General features: G+C 37.1%; 19 protein-coding genes. 9 read left to right on the top strand and 10 right to left on the bottom strand.

The window, feature by feature from the left end; translation table 11 throughout:
* Positions 1-35 precede the first annotated feature (35 nt).
* The gene (gene pgeF, locus O5635_RS09185) at positions 36-827 is read left to right on the top strand and encodes a peptidoglycan editing factor PgeF (RefSeq protein ID WP_036901175.1); all 792 of its coding nucleotides are present in this window, start codon (positions 36-38) and stop codon (positions 825-827) included.
* Here the strand turns inward: pgeF and O5635_RS09180 are convergent.
* The 3 genes from O5635_RS09180 to hemH form a co-directional block, all read right to left on the bottom strand.
* Complete coding sequence (locus tag O5635_RS09180) at positions 824-1,138, bottom strand: nuclease (protein ID WP_193742004.1); 315 nt, start codon at positions 1,136-1,138, stop codon at positions 824-826. The genes pgeF and O5635_RS09180 overlap by 4 nt on opposite strands.
* Before the next feature lie 116 nt (positions 1,139-1,254).
* Positions 1,255-3,021, bottom strand: a complete 1,767-nt coding sequence (gene ilvB / locus O5635_RS09175; RefSeq protein ID WP_036901177.1) for a biosynthetic-type acetolactate synthase large subunit — start codon at positions 3,019-3,021, stop codon at positions 1,255-1,257.
* Between the two features lie 141 nt (positions 3,022-3,162).
* The gene (gene hemH, locus O5635_RS09170) at positions 3,163-4,338 is read right to left on the bottom strand and encodes a ferrochelatase (protein WP_036901178.1); all 1,176 of its coding nucleotides are present in this window, start codon (positions 4,336-4,338) and stop codon (positions 3,163-3,165) included.
* 69 nt (positions 4,339-4,407) lie between these two features.
* On the opposite strand from hemH, the gene O5635_RS09165 reads away from it, so the two are divergent.
* Both O5635_RS09165 and cobO read left to right on the top strand, forming a co-directional pair.
* A complete protein-coding gene (locus O5635_RS09165; RefSeq protein WP_036901179.1) occupies positions 4,408-5,571 on the top strand; it encodes a site-specific integrase in 1,164 nt (387 codons plus the stop codon).
* A 50-nt stretch (positions 5,572-5,621) separates the two neighbouring features.
* A complete protein-coding gene (cobO, locus tag O5635_RS09160) occupies positions 5,622-6,314 on the top strand; it encodes a cob(I)yrinic acid a,c-diamide adenosyltransferase (RefSeq protein ID WP_052042713.1) in 693 nt (230 codons plus the stop codon).
* A 9-nt stretch (positions 6,315-6,323) separates the two neighbouring features.
* Here the strand turns inward: cobO and O5635_RS09155 are convergent, their stop codons facing one another.
* Positions 6,324-6,470 (bottom strand): hypothetical protein, encoded by a 147-nt coding sequence (locus O5635_RS09155; RefSeq protein WP_193742005.1) that lies wholly within the window; start codon positions 6,468-6,470, stop codon positions 6,324-6,326.
* 145 nt (positions 6,471-6,615) lie between these two features.
* On the opposite strand from O5635_RS09155, the gene pyrH reads away from it, so the two are divergent.
* From pyrH to O5635_RS09140, 3 genes are read left to right on the top strand one after another with little or no spacing between them, the layout of a single operon-like run.
* Complete coding sequence (gene pyrH, locus O5635_RS09150; RefSeq protein WP_036901180.1) at positions 6,616-7,329, top strand: UMP kinase; 714 nt, start codon at positions 6,616-6,618, stop codon at positions 7,327-7,329.
* Between the two features lie 49 nt (positions 7,330-7,378).
* Positions 7,379-7,927, top strand: a complete 549-nt coding sequence (gene frr / locus O5635_RS09145) for a ribosome recycling factor (protein WP_036901181.1) — start codon at positions 7,379-7,381, stop codon at positions 7,925-7,927.
* Positions 7,924-9,051 (top strand): NAD(P)/FAD-dependent oxidoreductase, encoded by a 1,128-nt coding sequence (locus O5635_RS09140; RefSeq protein ID WP_036901182.1) that lies wholly within the window; start codon positions 7,924-7,926, stop codon positions 9,049-9,051. Before frr ends, O5635_RS09140 begins: the two co-directional genes overlap by 4 nt.
* Positions 9,052-9,214: 163 nt before the next feature.
* Here O5635_RS09140 and O5635_RS09135 read toward each other — a convergent pair whose 3' ends face one another.
* The 4 genes from O5635_RS09135 to O5635_RS09120 form a co-directional block, all read right to left on the bottom strand.
* Positions 9,215-10,222, bottom strand: a complete 1,008-nt coding sequence (locus O5635_RS09135) for a transaldolase (RefSeq protein WP_036901183.1) — start codon at positions 10,220-10,222, stop codon at positions 9,215-9,217.
* Positions 10,223-10,322: 100 nt separating this feature from the next.
* Positions 10,323-12,107 carry a peptidoglycan D,D-transpeptidase FtsI family protein gene (locus O5635_RS09130; RefSeq protein ID WP_052042715.1) on the bottom strand — a complete coding sequence of 595 codons (1,785 nt, stop codon included), beginning with the start codon at positions 12,105-12,107 and terminating at the stop codon, positions 10,323-10,325.
* 5 nt (positions 12,108-12,112) lie between these two features.
* Positions 12,113-12,505 (bottom strand): hypothetical protein, encoded by a 393-nt coding sequence (locus O5635_RS09125; RefSeq protein ID WP_072013261.1) that lies wholly within the window; start codon positions 12,503-12,505, stop codon positions 12,113-12,115.
* A 158-nt stretch (positions 12,506-12,663) separates the two neighbouring features.
* Entirely contained in the window at positions 12,664-14,019 is a 1,356-nt protein-coding gene (locus tag O5635_RS09120; RefSeq protein WP_036901184.1) for a CPBP family intramembrane glutamic endopeptidase, read from the bottom strand.
* A gap of 109 nt (positions 14,020-14,128) precedes the next feature.
* Between O5635_RS09120 and O5635_RS09115 the strand changes: the two genes are divergently transcribed.
* A complete protein-coding gene (locus tag O5635_RS09115) occupies positions 14,129-15,463 on the top strand; it encodes a histidine phosphatase family protein (RefSeq protein WP_036901185.1) in 1,335 nt (444 codons plus the stop codon).
* 11 nt (positions 15,464-15,474) lie between these two features.
* On the top strand, positions 15,475-16,743 hold the full coding sequence (locus O5635_RS09110; protein WP_152557276.1) for a dihydroorotase: 1,269 nt from the start codon (positions 15,475-15,477) through the stop codon (positions 16,741-16,743).
* Here the strand turns inward: O5635_RS09110 and lepB are convergent.
* On the bottom strand, positions 16,718-17,437 hold the full coding sequence (gene lepB / locus O5635_RS09105) for a signal peptidase I (protein WP_332299666.1): 720 nt from the start codon (positions 17,435-17,437) through the stop codon (positions 16,718-16,720). The two genes, O5635_RS09110 and lepB, sit on opposite strands and share 26 nt — an antisense overlap.
* Positions 17,438-17,525: 88 nt before the next feature.
* On the opposite strand from lepB, the gene O5635_RS09100 reads away from it, so the two are divergent.
* Entirely contained in the window at positions 17,526-19,025 is a 1,500-nt protein-coding gene (locus tag O5635_RS09100; protein ID WP_036901186.1) for a hypothetical protein, read from the top strand.
* Here O5635_RS09100 and O5635_RS09095 read toward each other — a convergent pair.
* Positions 18,997-19,359 (bottom strand): Spx/MgsR family RNA polymerase-binding regulatory protein, encoded by a 363-nt coding sequence (locus O5635_RS09095; RefSeq protein WP_036901926.1) that lies wholly within the window; start codon positions 19,357-19,359, stop codon positions 18,997-18,999. The two genes, O5635_RS09100 and O5635_RS09095, sit on opposite strands and share 29 nt — an antisense overlap.
* Positions 19,360-19,363 lie beyond the last annotated feature (4 nt).

Here is a 19,363-nt window from a genome sequence, read left to right as displayed (position 1 = left end):
AATATAATCAAAAGTAATTACTTACAAGCAAATAGGTGCTTAAAGAAGATTGGAGTAGTTCAAATACAAAATATGGCCTTTTAATCCAATCTAATCTTTTTAATCGCCATGGTTTTAGGCATGGTTTTTTCGGCAAAGCCTCACAGGACTATGGTCCAAAAGAATTATCTAAGTGTTTTAATATTACTCACAGCTTTGCATCATTAAATCAAGTTCATAGCAATAGAGTAGTTACAACATCCGAATTAAATCAATCAGGAGATTTATGTGCAGATGGCATTATCAGTGATGGGCAACAAGAGAGTCTTTGGATATATACAGCTGATTGCATACCTATTATTTTTGGAAATATTAAAACTGGTCAAGTAGCCGCAACACATGCAGGCTGGAGAGGGCTTACAAAAAATATCATTAAAGAAACTATCTCAAAGCTCAAAGCTTTTGATTCTGATACAAGTAATCTTATTGTTGCTTTAGGTCCAGCAATCTCTTTAAAAAACTACCAAGTTGATAAAACTGTAATTGATCTAATTAGCAAAAATATACAAGAGAGAAAGGCTAATCTCCTTCAAAAGAGTAGACTTGTAGATTTAATTGATATAGTTAAGTGTGAGCTAAATACAGATAAATTCTTACTAGATATACGTTCTATAGCCAAGTGTCAATTAAAAATTGAAGGGATAAGAAGTAGCAATATAAGTGTCAATAAAAATTGCACCTATGAAGAGAAAAGCCTATTCTCTTCATGGAGGAGAGACAAAATAAAATCTTGGCAATGGAGTACTATTTTAACGAGAAAATACAAAGAATGCTCAAGCCAAGTCTAGTCACATTCCCAATCTGCCAAGCCTAGTTCTTTCATAGAATTACCCAAGTCTTCCTGAGAGCTAATCTTAATCACCTTAGATAACAATTTACCTTCTTCATAACCGACTGGTTTTAGATTAACTTTTGTCCTTCTGGGAAGTTCTTTCTTTAAATATTTAAAAGCAAATTCTTCATTCTCAGGCTTAACACTCAGGCATGCAATCTTGATACTATAGATACGATTTTGATCACCTATTTGGATGGTTGTAGAATTATTTATCTGAAAAACTTCAGCTGCTAAAGCTTGAATTGGAAGCGAGCATAATATCAAGAATAGTAAAAGTAAAAAAGTGAAAAATAATTTCATTAAATCTAAAATAGATTCTGGAAAAGTTTAATTAATTTGAAGTTTTCAAGTCTTAAATATGAAAACAAAATTTCATTCTCTTAAAAATCTTCTTTTTGAGTAAGGCCAACCATTTCTGCATTACTTTTCCCAGGTGGAACCATAGGATAACAATTCTCATCTCTACGTACATTCACATTTACAAGGGCTGGTCCATCCGAAAACAAAGCTTCTTTTAATTTATCTCTAAAGGTACTGCGCTCTTCAATCAAAACCGAATTAATTCCAAAAGCATTTGCCAAAGCAACAAAATTTGGCTCTCCGTCAAGCATATTTGTTGCAGAATACCTTTCCTCATAAAAACTTTGCTGCCACTGCCTTACCATCCCTTGCCAATGATTATTAATAATAATGATTTTTGTATTTAATTTATATTCAGCAATGGTTGCAAGTTCTTGAATATTCATGAGGATACTTGCATCTCCAGCTATACATATAACCTGTTTTTCTGGCAAGGCGGTTTGAACACCAACAGCCGCAGGCACCCCGAAGCCCATAGTGCCTAAACCTGCACTGCTAATCCATTGCCGAGGACCATTACGCAAATATTGTGCAGCCCACATTTGATGCTGACCAACATCTGTAGTTATATATGCATCAGGAGCCAAATCTCTTATTTCTAGCAGAACTTCCTGAGGGTAAATCATACCTTCAGGGCTAGGGGTAACAAGCGGATACTGCTTTTTCCACTTATTAATCAATTCAATCCAATCTCTAGTGATTGGATTTATATTTCTAGCATTGCTTAATTCAACAATTTTCTTAAGGCTGATAGCAACATCACCTAGCACAGCAACGTCAGCGACTCTATTTTTATTCACCTCTGCAGGGTCAACTTCAAAATGAATCACCTTCGCTTTTGGTGCAAATGTTTCTAATTTCCCAGTAACTCTATCGTCAAATCTTGCGCCAATAGCTATTAATAAATCACACTCGGTAACTGCAAAGTTTGCATAGGCAGTGCCGTGCATGCCAAGCATGCCTACAGAAAGATTATCCCGCTCGTCATAAGCTCCCTTCCCCATTAATGTTGTAGTTACTGGCAACTGATGTCTTTTTGCTAAATCAGCCAAGCTGCTATGAGCACCTGCTGAGATAACTCCTCCTCCCACATATAAAAGAGGTTGTCGAGACTTCTCTATCAATGTCAAGGCTTCTGCAATAGATGAATCACTAGGCTGGGGAGGGAGCTTAAAGCCCCTTGGTATAACAGAACCTGGCTTGACAGGCTTGTAATTAAATAACTCTTGACCAACATCTTTTGGGATGTCAATCAAAACAGGTCCAGGTCGACCTGATGCTGCAATAAAAAAAGCTTGAGCAACGACAGATCCAATTTCAGAAGGATCTCTTACTACCCAAGAATGTTTAACAATTGGAAGAGTAATTCCAAAAATATCAGTTTCTTGAAAGGCGTCAGTTCCTATTGCAGGTCTTGGAACTTGTCCGGTAACAACAACCAATGGAACTGAGTCCATCTGAGCAGTGGCTATTCCCGTTACAAGATTCGTAGCACCTGGGCCAGAAGTGCCAAAACAAACGCCTACATTTCCTGTCGCTCTAGCGAACCCATCCGCAGCATGAGCTGCACCTTGCTCATGCCTTACCAGAATATGTTTTAACCAACCTTGTTGCTCGGCTTTATAAACTGAGTCATAAATAGGAAGAATTGCACCACCTGGATATCCAAAAATTGTATTTACACCATGAAGACGCAAGGCATCCATAAGGGCATCTGCCCCTAATATATGGGAATGTTCCTGATTCTCTGAATCACCCAGGCCTACCGGTGAAGAAGTCAGGGTCACGGCAGAAAATGTTCGCTGTATCAATAAATGCTATATGGCTAATGCTTACTTTGCCCAGGAAATATAAAGAAAAATTCAAATAATAAGCCTAATAGGCTAATTATTTGATATTCGAACACAGGAATTAAAAGAAAAAATCGTTTATAGCAGGCCTATGTAATGCAAAGGCCCATTCCCAATGAACAACTCTAATGAAAGTACAATAAATACAAACATTGCAACTCTACCGTTCCAAACTTCAGCACTATTATTCCATCCCCATTGCCATTTCTCTTGGGGATAAAGCTTAACTCGTTCAGGCAATTTTGCAGCTTCATCTAGACTAATTTCAGGCCCTTCAAGGCATGAAGTAACCAAATCTGCAAGTCCATGTATGAACATTGGATAGGTATCTAAAGCTCGAACTCTTCTAAAATTCTTTATACCAAAACCCTTTGCTATCTCTCTATATTCTATATCAATTTCTTGCAGCGTTTCGATATGTTCGCTTACAAAACTAATTGGTACAACAACTAGTTCCTTTTTTCCTGAATTAGCAAGTTCTTCAAAAACATCCTCAGTATATGGCTGAAGCCATTCTTCTGGACCAACTCTACTCTGATAAGAAAGAGTATAAGGATTGCTATAACCTAATGCTTTCTCAAGTTGGTCAATAATCAATATTGAACAATCTTCAATTTCATCCTTATAAGGATCCCCGGCCTCTTCAACATAACTTTTAGGAACCCCATGAGCAGTGAAGCATACATGTGCTTTCTCTGGTGATTCACATAGCAATATTTCCTCTTGAATTAATTTGGCCATAGAAGTTATATAGCCTTTATTATTAAACCAACTTCTAATACATCTTATAGGTAGTTTTTGAAAGGCAGGATCTGCTTCCCTTAATCTTCTAAGCTCTCTAAAACTAGAGCCACTTGTACTTATAGAAAATTGTGGATATAGAGGAAGTACAACAACCTGATTTATGCCATCAGCCTTTATATCTGATACAGCCGATTCAGTAAAAGGGTGCCAATATCGCATAGCAACATAACTTGTTGCATCAATACCTCTCTGGCGAAGTTCACTTTGCAACTCTCTAGCTTGTTGCTCTGTAATCCTCCGCAAAGGAGATCCACCACCAATAGCTTGGTATGCCTGCTGAGATCTTGAACTTCTAAGAGCACTAATAAACCAAGCAAGAGGTTTTTGAAAAAACGGAATAGGAATTCTAATTATCTCAGGATCAGAGAAAAGGTTGTACAAAAAAGGTCCAACATCCTTAATGCGCTCAGGTCCCCCAAGATTCATTAAAAGAATGCCTACCCTAGTCATAAAAAACTAAGAATGAGGGCTTGAGCTTAGCCCCTAATGACGTCAATGTATGTGTAACCATTGAGACTAATGACACTAAATAGTGAACTCCGGAACATTAATCTCAATCTTGCCTCGGAAGGGGTGAAATTAAGAATTGAAAAGAGAGGACAAAAACTATCTATTCGAGGGCCATTGCCATGTAACAAGTCACATGAGAATTTTAAAGTCCAAAGAATTAGCTTAGGCATACCTGCAAGCTCAGAAGGTCTAATCCAAGCCTTAAAAAAACTTCAACTAGTTTCTCTACAAATTGAGCATAAACAATTCACTTGGGAAAACTGGTCAGTCAAGAAGCAAGAAAAAACAAAATCTAACTATCAAACAGAAATAGAAGGTGCAATAGCAAAATTTGAATCGCATTTTTTTGAAAAGAAACATATAAGAACTATGGCCTCAAGCCAAATATCTAATTGGAATTCAGCTTATAAACCATATTTAAAAAGGCTTAAAGAAATTGCTTTTGACAATGGCTCACAATTAAACAAAGAAATAATGCTCAGAGCACTATCTAGCTATTCAGAAAATACTAGAAGTAGGCAACAGTGTGGAACTGTTATCAATTCTCTTGCTAATTACCTAAATATCCAATTACCCCAAGATTGGAGGAAAATAGCTTATGGCTATGGTTTGCACAAGGCACAATTTAGAAAACTGCCAAGTGATGAGCAAATAATAAGTTCTTACAAATCAATCCCAAACCAAAAATGGAAATTAGTTTTTGGGTTAATTGCAACGTATGGGCTAAGAAATCATGAAGTGTTTTTTTGTGATATTTCTTGCCTAAAAAAAAGTGGGGATAAAGTTTTAAGAATATTTCCAAGCACAAAGACAGGGGAGCATCAAGCTTGGCCCTTTCTCCCAGAATGGGTAGGAATCTTTAACCTGGACAAACTAGGAGACTCTCTCATTGAATTACCAGAAATTCAAAAAGACTTGTCAAAAACAACTCTTCAAAAAGTTGGACGAAGAGTAACTGAACAATTCAATAGGTACAAAATACCCTTTACTCCGTATGACCTAAGGCATGCTTGGGCTATTCGTACAATACACATTGGTCTGCCAGATACAGTTTCAGCAAGAATGATGGGTCATTCTGTGGCCATTCATACTCGGACTTATCATCATTGGATAACAAGAAGAGATCAGCAAAAAGCTGTAGATGCTGCTTTAGGTAAACAAAAAGTTGCTTAATGTTTTACAGCAAAATCTAATATATAGTTTTTAATAGCAATTGAATTCTTATGATTAAAAGCAAAGGTAATGAAGAGGAAAGGCTAAAGGAATTAGACAAAAAATCTCAACATATTGGAATGGGTGGTTATTTAGAAGCAGATCTTAAAGAAGATGCTTACATTAAACGTATGAAGCAAAGAAAAGAAGTTCAAGAGAAAAGAGTAAAAGAAAGAAATATCCAAAAATCTTTAATCATTATTTTCACAGGTAATGGCAAGGGGAAAACCACTGCGGCCTTAGGCATGGCCATAAGGACTCTAGGCCATAATAAGAAAGTTGCAATTATTCAATTTATTAAAGGGGGGTGGGAGCCTGGCGAAGCTAGCGCATTAAAATTATTCGGTCCTTTACTAAGCTGGGATGCCCTTGGAGAAGGGTTTACTTGGGAGACCCAAGATAGGAATAAAGATAAGGATCTTGTAAGGAAAGCTTGGGAGAAATCAATATCTTACTTGATAAATAGTGAATACAAATTAGTGATACTTGATGAAATCAATATTGCAATTAAGCTTGGATATATTTCTGTAGAGGAAGTAATACAAGGAATCGAAAAAAGGCCTCCTCTAACGCATGTTGTTTTGACTGGTCGAGGTGCACATAAAGACCTTATAAGCAAAGCAGATTTAGTAACTGAAATGAAATTATTGCATCATCCTTTTAGAGAGCAAGGTGTTAAAGCACAAGAAGGTGTTGAATTTTAAAATATTAACTTAGCCTAGATCTTCTTCAATAAGTTTAGAAGAAGCAACCAAAACTGATAATCCACTCACTAATATTGCTCTATGAACAGATGGATCTTTCCAGGAATCCTCTTCTTTGCAACTTCTCAAAATTGCAGAAATAGTTAGTTTTGCCATTATTAAACTGTCGGATGAAGAAGCTTCCACAAGAAAATTACCTTTAATTAATTAAAACGTACGATTAAACCACAGACCAGCAAACCCATACAGATACGAAGATCTTTTAAGAACCTTGCTACTGTCTTATAGATATCGACCAAGAATGGCTTACTCACGCGCTCTTATAAAACTCAGTGGTGAGGCTCTAATGGGAGATAAACCATATGGAATAGATCCCGAGATAGTTTCTTCAATTGCCAAAGATGTTTCAAAAGTTGTCTCTAGAGGGACCCAATTAGCAATTGTCGTAGGTGGGGGAAATATTTTTAGAGGCCTCAAAGGATCCGCTGCTGGCATGGATAGAGCAACTGCAGACTATGTAGGAATGCTTGCGACAGTAATGAATGCCATCACACTTCAGGACGGTTTAGAAAGAGCTGGTGTTCCCACAAGAGTCCAAAGTGCTATCGAGATGCAGCAAATAGCAGAGCCATATATAAGAAGACGTGCGATTCGACATCTTGAGAAAGGGAGAGTAGTGGTATTTGGAGGCGGATGTGGGAATCCTTTCTTCACAACTGATACAACTGCCGCATTAAGAGCAGCCGAAATAAATGCCGAAGTAATTTTTAAAGCTACGAAAGTTGATGGTGTATATGATCGGGATCCTAAAAAATTCCCAAATGCAACAAAATTCAAAAAATTATCGTTTCAAGAAGTCTTAACCAGAGAGATAGCTGTAATGGATAGTACAGCTATAGCGCTTTGCAAAGATAACAATATCCCGATAGTTGTCTTTAACATTTTCGAATCTGAGAATATAAGCAAAGCAGTAGCTGGAGAGGCAATTGGTTCTTTAATTAAAAATGCCAATTAATTTCATTACCTTTTCAACTCTTTTTTCTTAGTTTTAAGTTTTCAAATCAATGCTTCTTCAAGACCTCGAATCAAACATGCGTAAATCGGTAGAAGCTGCTCAACGCAACTTCAACACGATTAGAACTGGTAGAGCGAGTACATCTCTTTTAGATCGATTAACTGTGGAATATTATGGTTCAGAAACTCCTTTGAAATCACTTGCGACAATCTCTACACCTGATTCTCAGACAATTGCAATTCAACCATTTGATTTAAGCTCTTTAGCACTGATAGAAAAGGCTATTGCCATTAGTGACCTTGGCTTTACTCCAAATAACGACGGTAAAATAATTCGCATAAATGTTCCACCTCTTACAGAAGAAAGGAGGAAAGAGTTCTGCAAATTAGCTTCTAAATACGCGGAAGAAGGTAAGGTTGCACTTCGGAATATTAGAAGAGATGCAATCGAAAGAATTAAAAAATCAGAGAAAGCAGGTGATGCTTCAGAAGATCAAAGTAGAGATGAGCAAGAAAATGTACAAAAGCTTACTAATAAATTTATAGGTGAGATTGAACAAAACCTCTCTAAAAAAGAATCAGAAATTTTAAAAGTTTGACTCTTACAGATGTAGTAGTTGTGGGTGCTGGTGCAGCAGGGGGTGCTGCAGCATTTCACCTGGCAAATGCGAACAAAGAAGTAGTCATACTTGAAAAAGATGACTTCCCTAGGAGAAAGCCTTGTGGAGGAGGGATGGCTGCTTCAGTTCAAGAATACTTTCCCTTTAGCCTTCAACCAGTTATAGAAGAAATTATCAGCAGTGTTGAGTTTAGCTGGTTCTTATCTGATGAAGTTATTGCTGAGCTCCCAGGCTCCTCGCCTTTTTGGATTGTAAGAAGAGAAAATCTAGATAATTTTTTGATTGAAAAGGCAATCTCTAAAGGAGCAAAACTTTTAAAACCTTTTAACGCTTGCAAAATTGCGCAAGAAAAAAACCATTGGATTATCAACTCTGAAAACAATCAAACGATTAAAACTAGATCAATAGTTATTGCTGATGGCTCAAATTCACAATGGTCAAAAGTCTTTAATTTAGGACCAAAAAATCTTCATTTTGCTTCAACAACTTCAGTAAGATTAAATGGTAGAGGTAGCTTAAAAGAAGGTACTGCCAGGTTTGAATTCGGATTAGTTAAACATGGTTTTGCTTGGGCATTCCCACTAAGAGGAAATGTAAATATTGGAGTTGGAACTTTTATTGGCAAAAACTCTAGCAATAGCGATGCAATTCTTGAACAACTTCTACCTAACCTTGGATTTGCGCCCGGAGAAGGTGAACGAACAAGCTCATCTCTAAGAGTATGGAATGGCCATAATGACCTTCACTCAAATGGAATAGTCGCAGTAGGTGACGCAGCTTCACTATGTGACCCTTTTTTAGCTGAAGGACTGCGCCCTGCACTTATGAGTGGTTGTCAAGCAGCAAAACATCTCAATCTATGGCTTGAAGGCAGAACTCAAGATTTAAGTGGCTATACGAAAGCAATTAAGTTGGAGTGGGGGGATTCAATGGCATGGGGAAGGCGTATTTCTCAAGTTTTTTATAGGTTCCCAAAAGTTGGTTATCAGTTAGGAATAAAAAGACCTACTGCGCCAGAAAGAATTGCTCAGATTTTGTCTGGGAAAATGAGTTATGAGGATATAGCTCAGCGAGTCATTAAAAGATTGATTTTCCAAAGATAGTATCATCGGACTAATTTGTTATCGTTATAACTTCATTGACAAAATGAAGCTGATAACTATAAAATCAAGATACGTGTTTTGAACCGTAAAATATCTTTAAATTACTATAAAGAGAGAAAAATATTTTTATATTCACCATACAAAAATCAACAGCCTTTATTAATCAAGATGCTTTTAATGCACATGCCTTATTATCTTCAAGTATAAATAATCTGTCTCCCAATTTAACCTCTAATGCTTCAATTGCCTTGCTAAACTTTTCAATTCCCTCTTTTAACTTCTCATCTGCCATCAAATCAGCCTCCATCATTACTTTAAAATTATCACGATTAACACTAATTTTCTCTTCAGAACTAGTAGGGGCCAAATAGTTTAACTTTTTAAGAAGAGGAGCATGTGTATTCCTTAATTGATCCAACAACGCCGGGGAGATTGTTAACAAATCACAGCCAGCTAATTCAATAATTTCATCAATATTTCTGAAACTAGCTCCCATAACCTCTGTTTGATAATTATTAACTTTAAAATAGTTAAAAATCTGAGTGACAGAAATAACTCCAGGGTCTTCAGCTCCTAAATATGAATCTTTGCCTGTTTTTGCTTTATACCAATCAAGTATGCGGCCTACGAATGGAGAAATAAGGGTTACACCTGCCTCTGCACAAGCAACAGCCTGGCAAAAGTTAAATAATAAAGTCAAATTACAATGAATGCCTTCTTCTTCTAAAACTTCAGCAGCCTTAATTCCTTCCCAAGTAGATGCAATTTTTATAAGCACACGATCTTTTGTTATACCAGCTTTTTCATAGAGACTGATCAGCTTCCTTGCTTTCTCAATTGTCGCTTCTGTATCATAACTAAGACGAGCATCTACTTCCGTCGAAACTCTTCCAGGAATAATTTTTAAAATCTCTTTACCAAAAACTACACAAACTTGATCTAAAGCATCTTCAATTATTTTTTTAGGAGTGCTTCCATCTCCCAATTTATCTCTAGAAGCTTGCAAAGACTCATCAATTAAACCTTGATAATCTGGCATCTGAGCTGCAGCAAGAATTAACGAAGGGTTGGTTGTAGCATCTCTAGGCTTGAAAGTCCTAATAGCCTCTAGATCACCTGTATCAGCAACGACAACTGTCATGGCTGTAAGTTGTTCCAATAAGTTCTTCATAAGGGTTTCTTGTTCTATGTATTCTTTTACTTTCAAGGTAGCTATTTCCCCATTAATTTCACCCTTATATTTATGAGATCAAACTAATCTCTAGTAAATACTAATTTTTCAAAGAATCCACAACCTTCAAACCAGTTGTAGGAGGAATCTTTTCTATCACAATTAAACTTTCAACAATCTTCTTTGCGACAGGCATGGCAACAGTCCCTCCATATGCATAAGGCTTTTTGGGCCCATCTACAGCAACGAGAACTACAAAACGCGGTGATTGGATTGGTAAAATCGCTACAAAACTGCAAATTTTAGAACTATAAACTCCATTTCTAATTTGATCAGCAGTTCCTGTTTTGCCCCCTATTCGATAATTCTGCGTTTTTACACTATTTTCTCCATAATTATCGACGACAGATTCCATCCACCGAAGTACTGTATTGGTAACTTCTGGCCTAAAGATAGGTTCAGAGTCTTCAAAATTGTTAGATAATTTTTCTGGATATCCTCTTGTAATATGTGGCCTTACAAATTTTCCTCCATTCGCAAGTAGAGCATGTAGCTGCGCTAATTTTAAAGGGGTTATAGAGAACCCCTGCCCATAAGAAGCAACTGCCTGCTCAACAGGTTGACTTATAAATACTTCCTTACTTTTCAATTGGCCCCCTACAGCTCCAAGTAAGTCAGTGTCCGGCTTTTTGTCTATGCCTAATTTCTTAAGCCATTCCCAATATTTTGAAGAGTTTAGTTTTTGCATTGTCTTTACCATGCCAACATTACTTGAGACCTGAAGAACTTTGGCATAATTAATAACTCCATTAGGTTTTTTATTCCAATTACCTAGTCGCCATCCTCCGACACTTATACTTCCAGAATCATAAACAGTTCCTCCTGAATCAATCGCACCCTCTTCAAGTGCTAATGCTAAGTTAATAGGCTTGAATGTCGATCCAGGTTCAAATAATTCTTGAACAGACCACTCTTTATATAAAGTTTGAGAATAATCCCAATACTTATTAGGATTATATGTAGGAGTGGATGCCAAAGCTAATATCTCACCATTCTCGACATTCATGACAATGGCGACTGCCTTCTTTGCATCCCACTCAATTACTTGTTTCTGAATGGCATTAACGGCCACTTCCTGAAGGCGTGCGTCCAATGTCAAATTCACACGCAAATCATCCTGAAACAATACACCTGGCTCTATATCAGTAGGTAAAGGGGTCCCATCTCTTCCATACCTAAGCTTACGGACTCTCTCTTGACGCAAAAGTTCTTTGCTTTGACTTAACTCCAATCCTGCCTGAGGATTACGATCATAGTCCAAAAACCCAACGACATTTGCAAATAAATCACCTTGTGGATAAACACGTTGCAAATAAGGTTCTAAATCTAATCCGCTAATACGTAGTCTTCGTATGTCAGCCGCAATATCACTAGATAAATTCTCAATAAGTTTCACTCCTGAATCTTTTCTGCCCATAACTTCTACTAATTTATTAGTCGAAAGAGGCAAGAGTTTAGAGAGTTTCCTTGCAACTTCTGTAGGCGTACGAATAATTCCTGCTTTATCTCCTGGAAATTTAAATTGACTAGGGTGAACGTAGAGCCTAAACCTCTTTTCATCTAGTGCCACCAATCTTCCTTTGCGATCAACAATTGGACGTCTACTTCCTAAAGGCTTAATTTCCCTAGTCTGGAAGTTACGTGCACGAGATTCTAAGTAAGATCCCTCAAGCAATTGCAACCAAGCCATTCTTCCTGTCAAGCCCAAAAGAGCAATGCAAAGGATACTAAAGGTTAGCTTTAACCTGTAAGAAGGTATCGGTACTAAAGGTGGGGCGCCTAAAGTTTTGGATCTAGGTCGTCGGGTCCCTTGCTTCCTATTCACTCGCCTTAATAGCCATGAATGATTGGCGAGCTAGATAATCTATTTATATAATCTACGGCAACAGAACTAGTTGATAATGTACGCCTATTTACAGGAGGAGATGGGATATAAAGAAGGTCTGACGACTTTGTCTCTACCATAGTATTTGGCAATGTAACACTGTTCAAAAGATAACGTTCTAAATTAGCTATCGACTCTTCGAGCCTATGAGTCAAATCACGAGTAATTTCCAACTTGGAAAACGAACGAGTCCAAAGATACTGTGAATGCAATGTCACGGCAGACATTAAGGCTGCACAAAAAAGGACTCCTATTAACCCCCCATCTATACCTCTATGAAAACCAGCCAGCACTGGATATTTTCTTGAGATTTTCCTTGCCGAAAATGATCCTCTCATTAAAGAAAGAGTTCTTAACGGCAACTCAATGTCCTTATTATGCTCAAAAGAGCTAGCTCTTTTAACATGAACAACCACTTAATATCCACAATTAATCAAGTCAAACATCCTCTAAGGAGCCTTGCAAGAGTATAGAGAACCATATTCACAACAACTTTTCAAGCCAATAACAATAAATTCACAAATGTAATTCCATTCCAAAGTGAATGCATGACTACACATGGGAACAGACGCCCGGAGCTTAGCCTTAAAAGAGCAAGTCCAACCCCGAGAACGATTAGAGGAGGTAATTCACCAATACTTAAATGCGCAAGTGCAAAAACAAGTGCACTTATTAATACTCCTAATACTCGTCCTTGCTTTTGAACCAAAACAGGTAACAGTGCTCCTCGAAAAATAAATTCTTCAAACAAGGGGGCTAATACTACTGTTGTCAGAAATAAGATCCCTAAGGCAAAAAAATTGTTGCTGCCCAAAACCAACTCCAACAAAGGGTTACTTCCACCTGGATCACCAATCAAAGAAGTCATCAACCAACTTATAAGTAGAACGAATGGCAAAACCAGCAACCAACCATGAAGGGCTTGCAAAAAAGACTCGTTAAGAGGTTTCAAACCCCATTGAATCCATCCTCCCAAAGGCATTTGTAAGCTGCTAACTACTTTTAACTGTTGGCGAAAAATTATCAAAGGTGGCACAGTCATGGAACTATAACCAATTAATACATTTACAGATTCCTTAATAGGACTAGCGATCCCATTAGTAAGCACTTGGCTGATTGGAATAGCAACTAATGGTGTTATAACTTCTCCAAGAACAACAAAGCCTCCTGCAACAAGCAGGACCATATCTATTATTGATAGGGGCAAAGGCGTAATAGTGGGCCATATTCTATTCCTTTTACGAACAAGCAACCATCCTTGACGCAAACACAAGCTAATTCCAAGGAAAGTTGCAAAAATTGGGATCAGTTGACTAGCAACTAATCTCAAAGCCATGCTTTGAGAAACTCTATTATCAACACAATCTCCCGACCGTCCTCCAACAGCACCACATGAAAGCGCATAGATCAAAGGGTCTCGCTTCAAGCTTGCAAGAGAAGATAAACTTGAAGCAACACCATTCTCATCTAAACTCTCTAATATTTGTTCTCTAATTAATTGAAACTCATTGTCTTTGATAGAAGCTGCCACAAGAGAAGGCCGTATATCTTTTGAATCATCCAACAACGCAAGCAAAAGTTTTTCTCTGTCGCTAATGTTGTTTATTGGGATTTCCATAAGAAGTTCTTTAAGAGTATTCTTAGGACTGGTCCCTACAAAAACCGTCTCAACGTTCACAGGAAGAGCAGGCTGGGCCAATAAAGCTATCTCATGTTGATTCAGAGAAATCCTAGGACTTACAGAAGGTCTATCAAAACTTTCCTGAAGACCTTTTTGCCAAATTAGAACTGTTAGGAACAGCGACAAAACTGCTACTAATACTTTCCATTGAGAGATAGCTTGTTTTCGCATATTGAACTGACTCAATAAATAAAAAATGAGGAAAGAACAATTCTCATGCCCTAATTAACATTAGGTTGACAGACTATTCATAAGATGAGTTCGTAAAGAACTTCTGCCAATGACTCTGCGACTGCTGCTAGTTCGACATGGATTAAGTAGTTTCAACTTACAAAATCGAATACAAGGTCGCAATGACCTTTCAACTCTTACTGAAGAAGGAACTCTCCAAGCAAAGAAAGCAAGACTAAAGCTTGCAGATCTATCAATTGATAGTGTTTATAGCTCTCCTCTTCAAAGAGCTGCAGATACAACTAAAGAATTGCTCAAAGATAGGAATAGCGAACTCAAAATAATCTACGACAAAAATCTTTTAGAAGTTGATTTAGGTCAATGGAGTGGACTGACAAGTGAGGAAGTTCAGTCAAATTACCCAGAACAGTTTGGCATTTGGAAAAAGAATCCCAACGCACTTGTTTTAACAAAAGAAGACGGAAGTCAATACAAACCAATCAAAGACTTAATGGATCAAGCTGAAGAGTTTATAGCAAACTTATTAAATAGGCATGATCCAATAAAAGAAGAAAATGTCCTAATAGTTGGTCACAACGCAATTCTCCGTTGCATAATATTACAATTAATAGGGAAACCAGAAAATGGCTTTAGAAGGATTCGGTTAGACAATGCTTCAATATCTGTTATAAAAATCAACTCTGGTCTTAAGAAAGGCTCTAACAATACACAAATAGAAAGTCTTAACATTACATCTCATTTGGGTTCTCCATTCCCAAAACAAAAGAGCAATGCTCGCATCATTCTTGTAAGACATGGTGAAACAAATTGGAATAAGGAAGGGCGATTCCAAGGTCAAATAGATATTCCACTAAATGACAATGGTAAAAAGCAAGCAAATGCCGCAAACAAATTCTTACGCAATACAGAATTCAGCAAGGTCTTTAGCAGCTCTATGTCAAGACCTTTGGAAACAGCAAAAATAATACTTAAAAACAATTCAAATATAAAAATCAAATGCATTGAAGAGCTGATAGAAATAGGGCATGGCCAATGGGAAGGAAAGCTTGAGTCAGAAATAAAAAATTCGTGGGGGGGGTTATTAAAAGAATGGCAAGTTTCGCCAGAAAAAGTTCAAATGCCTGATGGTGAAACCATACAGGATGTCTGGGATCGTGCTGTTGGTTGCTGGATGCAAATTTGCGATAGTCTTTCGAGCACTGACACTGCATTAGTAGTAGCTCACGATGCAGTAAATAAAACCATAATCTGCAACTTACTAGGACTTAGTCCATCAGACATTTGGATGATCAAGCAAGGTAATGGCGGCATTACAGTAATAGACATCCCAGATGACGAAGAAGGTTTAGCAATTATTACAAGCCTAAATATCACCTCACATCTAGGAGGCCTGATAGATTGTACAGCTCAAGGAGCTCTTTAATGCATATGAATATGTCGATTTTATTAAGCCCAGTTAAGATTCTTTTAGGCGCAAAGGAATCTTTATTTGAAGGGACTGTTCTCATATGTGATAACGAAATACGAGCTTTTGGAGATGAGGCTCATGACATGGCTAAAAAGCTTAGATTAAAAAAGACTCCAGCCAAAAACAAAATTCTTGCTCCATGCTTAGTCGACCCACACTCCACTCTTGAAGATCCATTAAATGGCTTAAGTGAAACACTAACGAGTCTGAAAAGCAAAGCTGCAATCGGAGGGTATGGTCAAATTGGACTTCTCCCTAAAGGCAATACTTGGAGAGACAAGCCTGAACATTTATCACTCGGACTCACACCAAACAGCACAGATGTATTATTTCATCTCTGGGGAAGCCTCAGCTTAAATGGAAAAGGTCAAGAATTATCACCTCACAGAGATCTCCTAAAATTTGGTGCAAAAGGCTTTTCTTGCGATGATTACATACCGCCAATTGAATTTATTAAAAAGGTATTCTTACTTGGCGAGATAGGGAAAGCTCCTGTCCTTATTGCCCCAAGAGATAAAGCCATTCAAGGAAATGGAATTTTAAGAGAAAGTGTAGAAACTCTGCGGCTGGGATTCCATTTAGACCCTGTTGCTAGCGAAACAATTCCTTTAGGCGTACTTCTTGATCTCCAAAGGCAACACCCTGAGATTAATTTAAGATTAATGAATCTATCTACGGCTGAAGGCGTTGCAATGCTTGCGAGAAGCTTGCCAAAACCCATGGCAAGTGTTTCCTGGTGGCACCTTTTATCAGACAGCTCAAAGCTTGGGTTTACATCTACTGGATTAAGAGTATGTCCATCCCTAGGCGACTCAGAAGACCGGAATAGTTTAATAAGGGCTTTAAAAGAAAATACGCTTACGGGGGTCGCCGTTCATGCCATCCCTTTGATGAAAGCTGAAAGCAAAAAACCAGCAGATCAAAGACTGCCAGGCGTTACTGGACATCACTTAGTACTTCCTTCTCTGTGGGAAGAACTAATCCAAAACAATGGATGGTCTGTAGAGGAATTATGGCAAGTTCTAAGTTTTGGTCCTTCAGAGATATTAGCTTTACCAACAGAGAGATTAAAGATTGGTAGTAACCGATGGTTACTATTTGACCCTGCTAAAAACCTAAATAAGATTTCTCATCAAAATCCTATTGGTTTAAACTCTAATGAGCCCCTGAGAGTTGACAATTTCATAGGAGGAGTTGAAGCTTGTGGACTTATTCATGAACAGGCCCCATTCTAGTAAGCGGCCAAAACCTCCAAGAGGCTTTACCTATAATTTCTTTTGTCGGCAAGAATGGACTAGCCGGCCAATACCTTCCATCCCAGCTATTACTACGATTATCACCCAGAACAAAAACATTACCTTCCGGGACACGACTTCTTAAAGCCTTACAATTGCTTATATTCGCAATAGATAAACCACAATAATTTCTTACATAACTTTCTTCCAGTAACTCACCATTAACATATAATTCACCTCTAAGTCCAACAAGGATCTCGTCACCTTCTATAGCAACGACTCTTTTTATGTAGGCATCACATGCTTGGTCACCAATTGCTGGAAAGGAATTTACAATCGGCAAGCTTAAAAAGACACATTTAAGATTTGAAGGTAATGGTCTTAAGCGCTGAGAGATTAATGTTTTATCAAAAGAATGAGGAGAGTTAAATACAACTATTTCCCCCCTCTTCGGTGTTCTTCGTCTAAAGGTTAATTTTTCAATGAAAAGACGATCATTGATTTGAAGAGTGGGAGTCATAGAACCAGAAGGTATATACCTCGCTTCAGCCAAGAGAACTCTTATGCCGGTGTATAAAGATAATGTCACCAAAAGAGGTCCCCAAAAATCCCAGAGTCCATAGAAAAATCCCGAGTTACTTGAATTCTTTTTTTTCATAAAGTCGCCATCAATTCTTGAGTTGGTTTTTTGCAATTAAACCTTATGCATTTGAATGAATTCAGAAGCGAAGGATAGTCACTTCGTATATATACCATTAAGTTAAATAGAAGAGATAGTAATTATGATTCGTCCTCGCTGGCAAAATACGAAACCAACACCTAAGCAACAATTTTTTGATAAATGGAACAAGGCAATAGCGTTCCTAGCGGTAGCGAATCTAGCCTGGGCCATATTCGACATAAGTTATATACAACTAAGAAGTTTTTGGGTCAACAAAAAATTTCAACTTTTCAATATTCCCTCATTAGAGGTTTCATTTTACTCGCTTCCAAATATCACTGCGAGGTATGACAAGATCAAAGGAGTTGGAATGCATCAAAAAAGTCAAGAATATATTAAAAGCTATCAAAGTCTTGACAACTTTATTTCAAAGAAAGAATTTAAAGATCAAAGATTGGAACAAATGCTTAATCAAAACAAGCAACTTATAATGTCCGCTATAGATGAGCTAGAGAGGAGTAGAGTTAACACAAATATTAACAATATTGAGATGATAAAAAAGCGTCTTGTAACGCGTATCGGAGAAAGAGACTATAAAGATTCAATAACTAAATTTCATACAAGGGAATATATTAAGCAGAATGGGTGGAGTAATGAGTCTAAGTTCTTAAAAGAAAAGATAATACCAAAGTTAAACGCAAGCTATATACTGCAAAAAAATCAAGACGGTAGGATTTTAGATTACTCTTGGAAATTAGATTTACCATTTCAACTTTTATTTTTAATAAATATAATTCTGCAAGCATATTTATTAAAGATTAGGTTTAGAACCATTACTTGGAAAGATGCAATTATCAAGCAATGGGGAGACATTTTATTTTTCACACCTTTTCTAAGATTACTACGAATATTCCCAACAATTGCAAAGCTTTCTTATGCAAAATTAATTCAAATTGAGCCATTAAGAGCAGCTATAAGTCAGTGGGTAGTTGCAGTACTTGCTATTGAATTATTTGAGGTATTAACTGTGAAAATCATAGATTCTTTCCAGCAAAATATTCAATCAAATCTTCTACCTAATAGGATACGGGGCTTATGTAGCTATAAGTCACCCGGGAAGAAAGGAAGTAGTGAATTAAAAGAATTCTTAAGACTATGGATGCCATTATTACTAAAGAAAATAGGGCCTAATATGCGGGCTCAGCTTATAGCACTATTAAATCATTCACTTCAGAAAAGCATAGAAAGTTCCAAGTTGCCTATTCCATTAAGAGACAATCAAATAATTGACAGGGCAGAGTCAGTTATAAGCATGAAACTCGCATCGAGCATGGCAGATGTAATTCTAGGTTTATCAAAAAATACTGGTGAGCGATTATCTGCCAAGGATTATCAAATGGAAAAGATAGCATTAGAGGCTATAGATAAGTTCTGGGAAGAATTAGCATCATCTCTAGAAGAAGAAGCAATACTGAGTGAGAGTCAAGAGTTAATAACATCCTTCCTAGAAGGAATTAAAATATTTAGCTTTAGACAATTCAAAAATAATACTGACTTTAGTGATCTAATTATTGAACTAGATGACTTAAACTCTATCTCAAAAAATGATCGCTCCATTTAAGCTCGTTAAACCCAATTAATATATGTTTATTACTATCAACCAAAAAGGGTCTTTTAATAAGCTTTCCATCATTACAAAGAGCTTTCAATGATTCATCCTTTGTCATTGCTTTAACAACATTTGAGCCCAAGGATCTGTAACTCTTACCACTAGTATTAAAAAGATACTTCCTATCTCCCAATTGTTCTATAGCACTTAAAATAAGTTCTTTAGAAGGAACTTCTTTTGTAATATCCAATAATTCATATTCGATCTTGTTATCGTTCAACCATTTCAAAGCCTTCCTACAAGTTCCACACATAGAATAACTATATATAGTAACTTTTTTGATCATAATC

The sequence above is a fragment of the Prochlorococcus marinus str. MIT 0919 genome, assembly GCF_027359375.1.
In the GTDB taxonomy this organism is placed as follows: domain Bacteria; phylum Cyanobacteriota; class Cyanobacteriia; order PCC-6307; family Cyanobiaceae; genus Prochlorococcus_D.
This window is presented reverse-complemented; position numbering and strand designations above follow the sequence as displayed.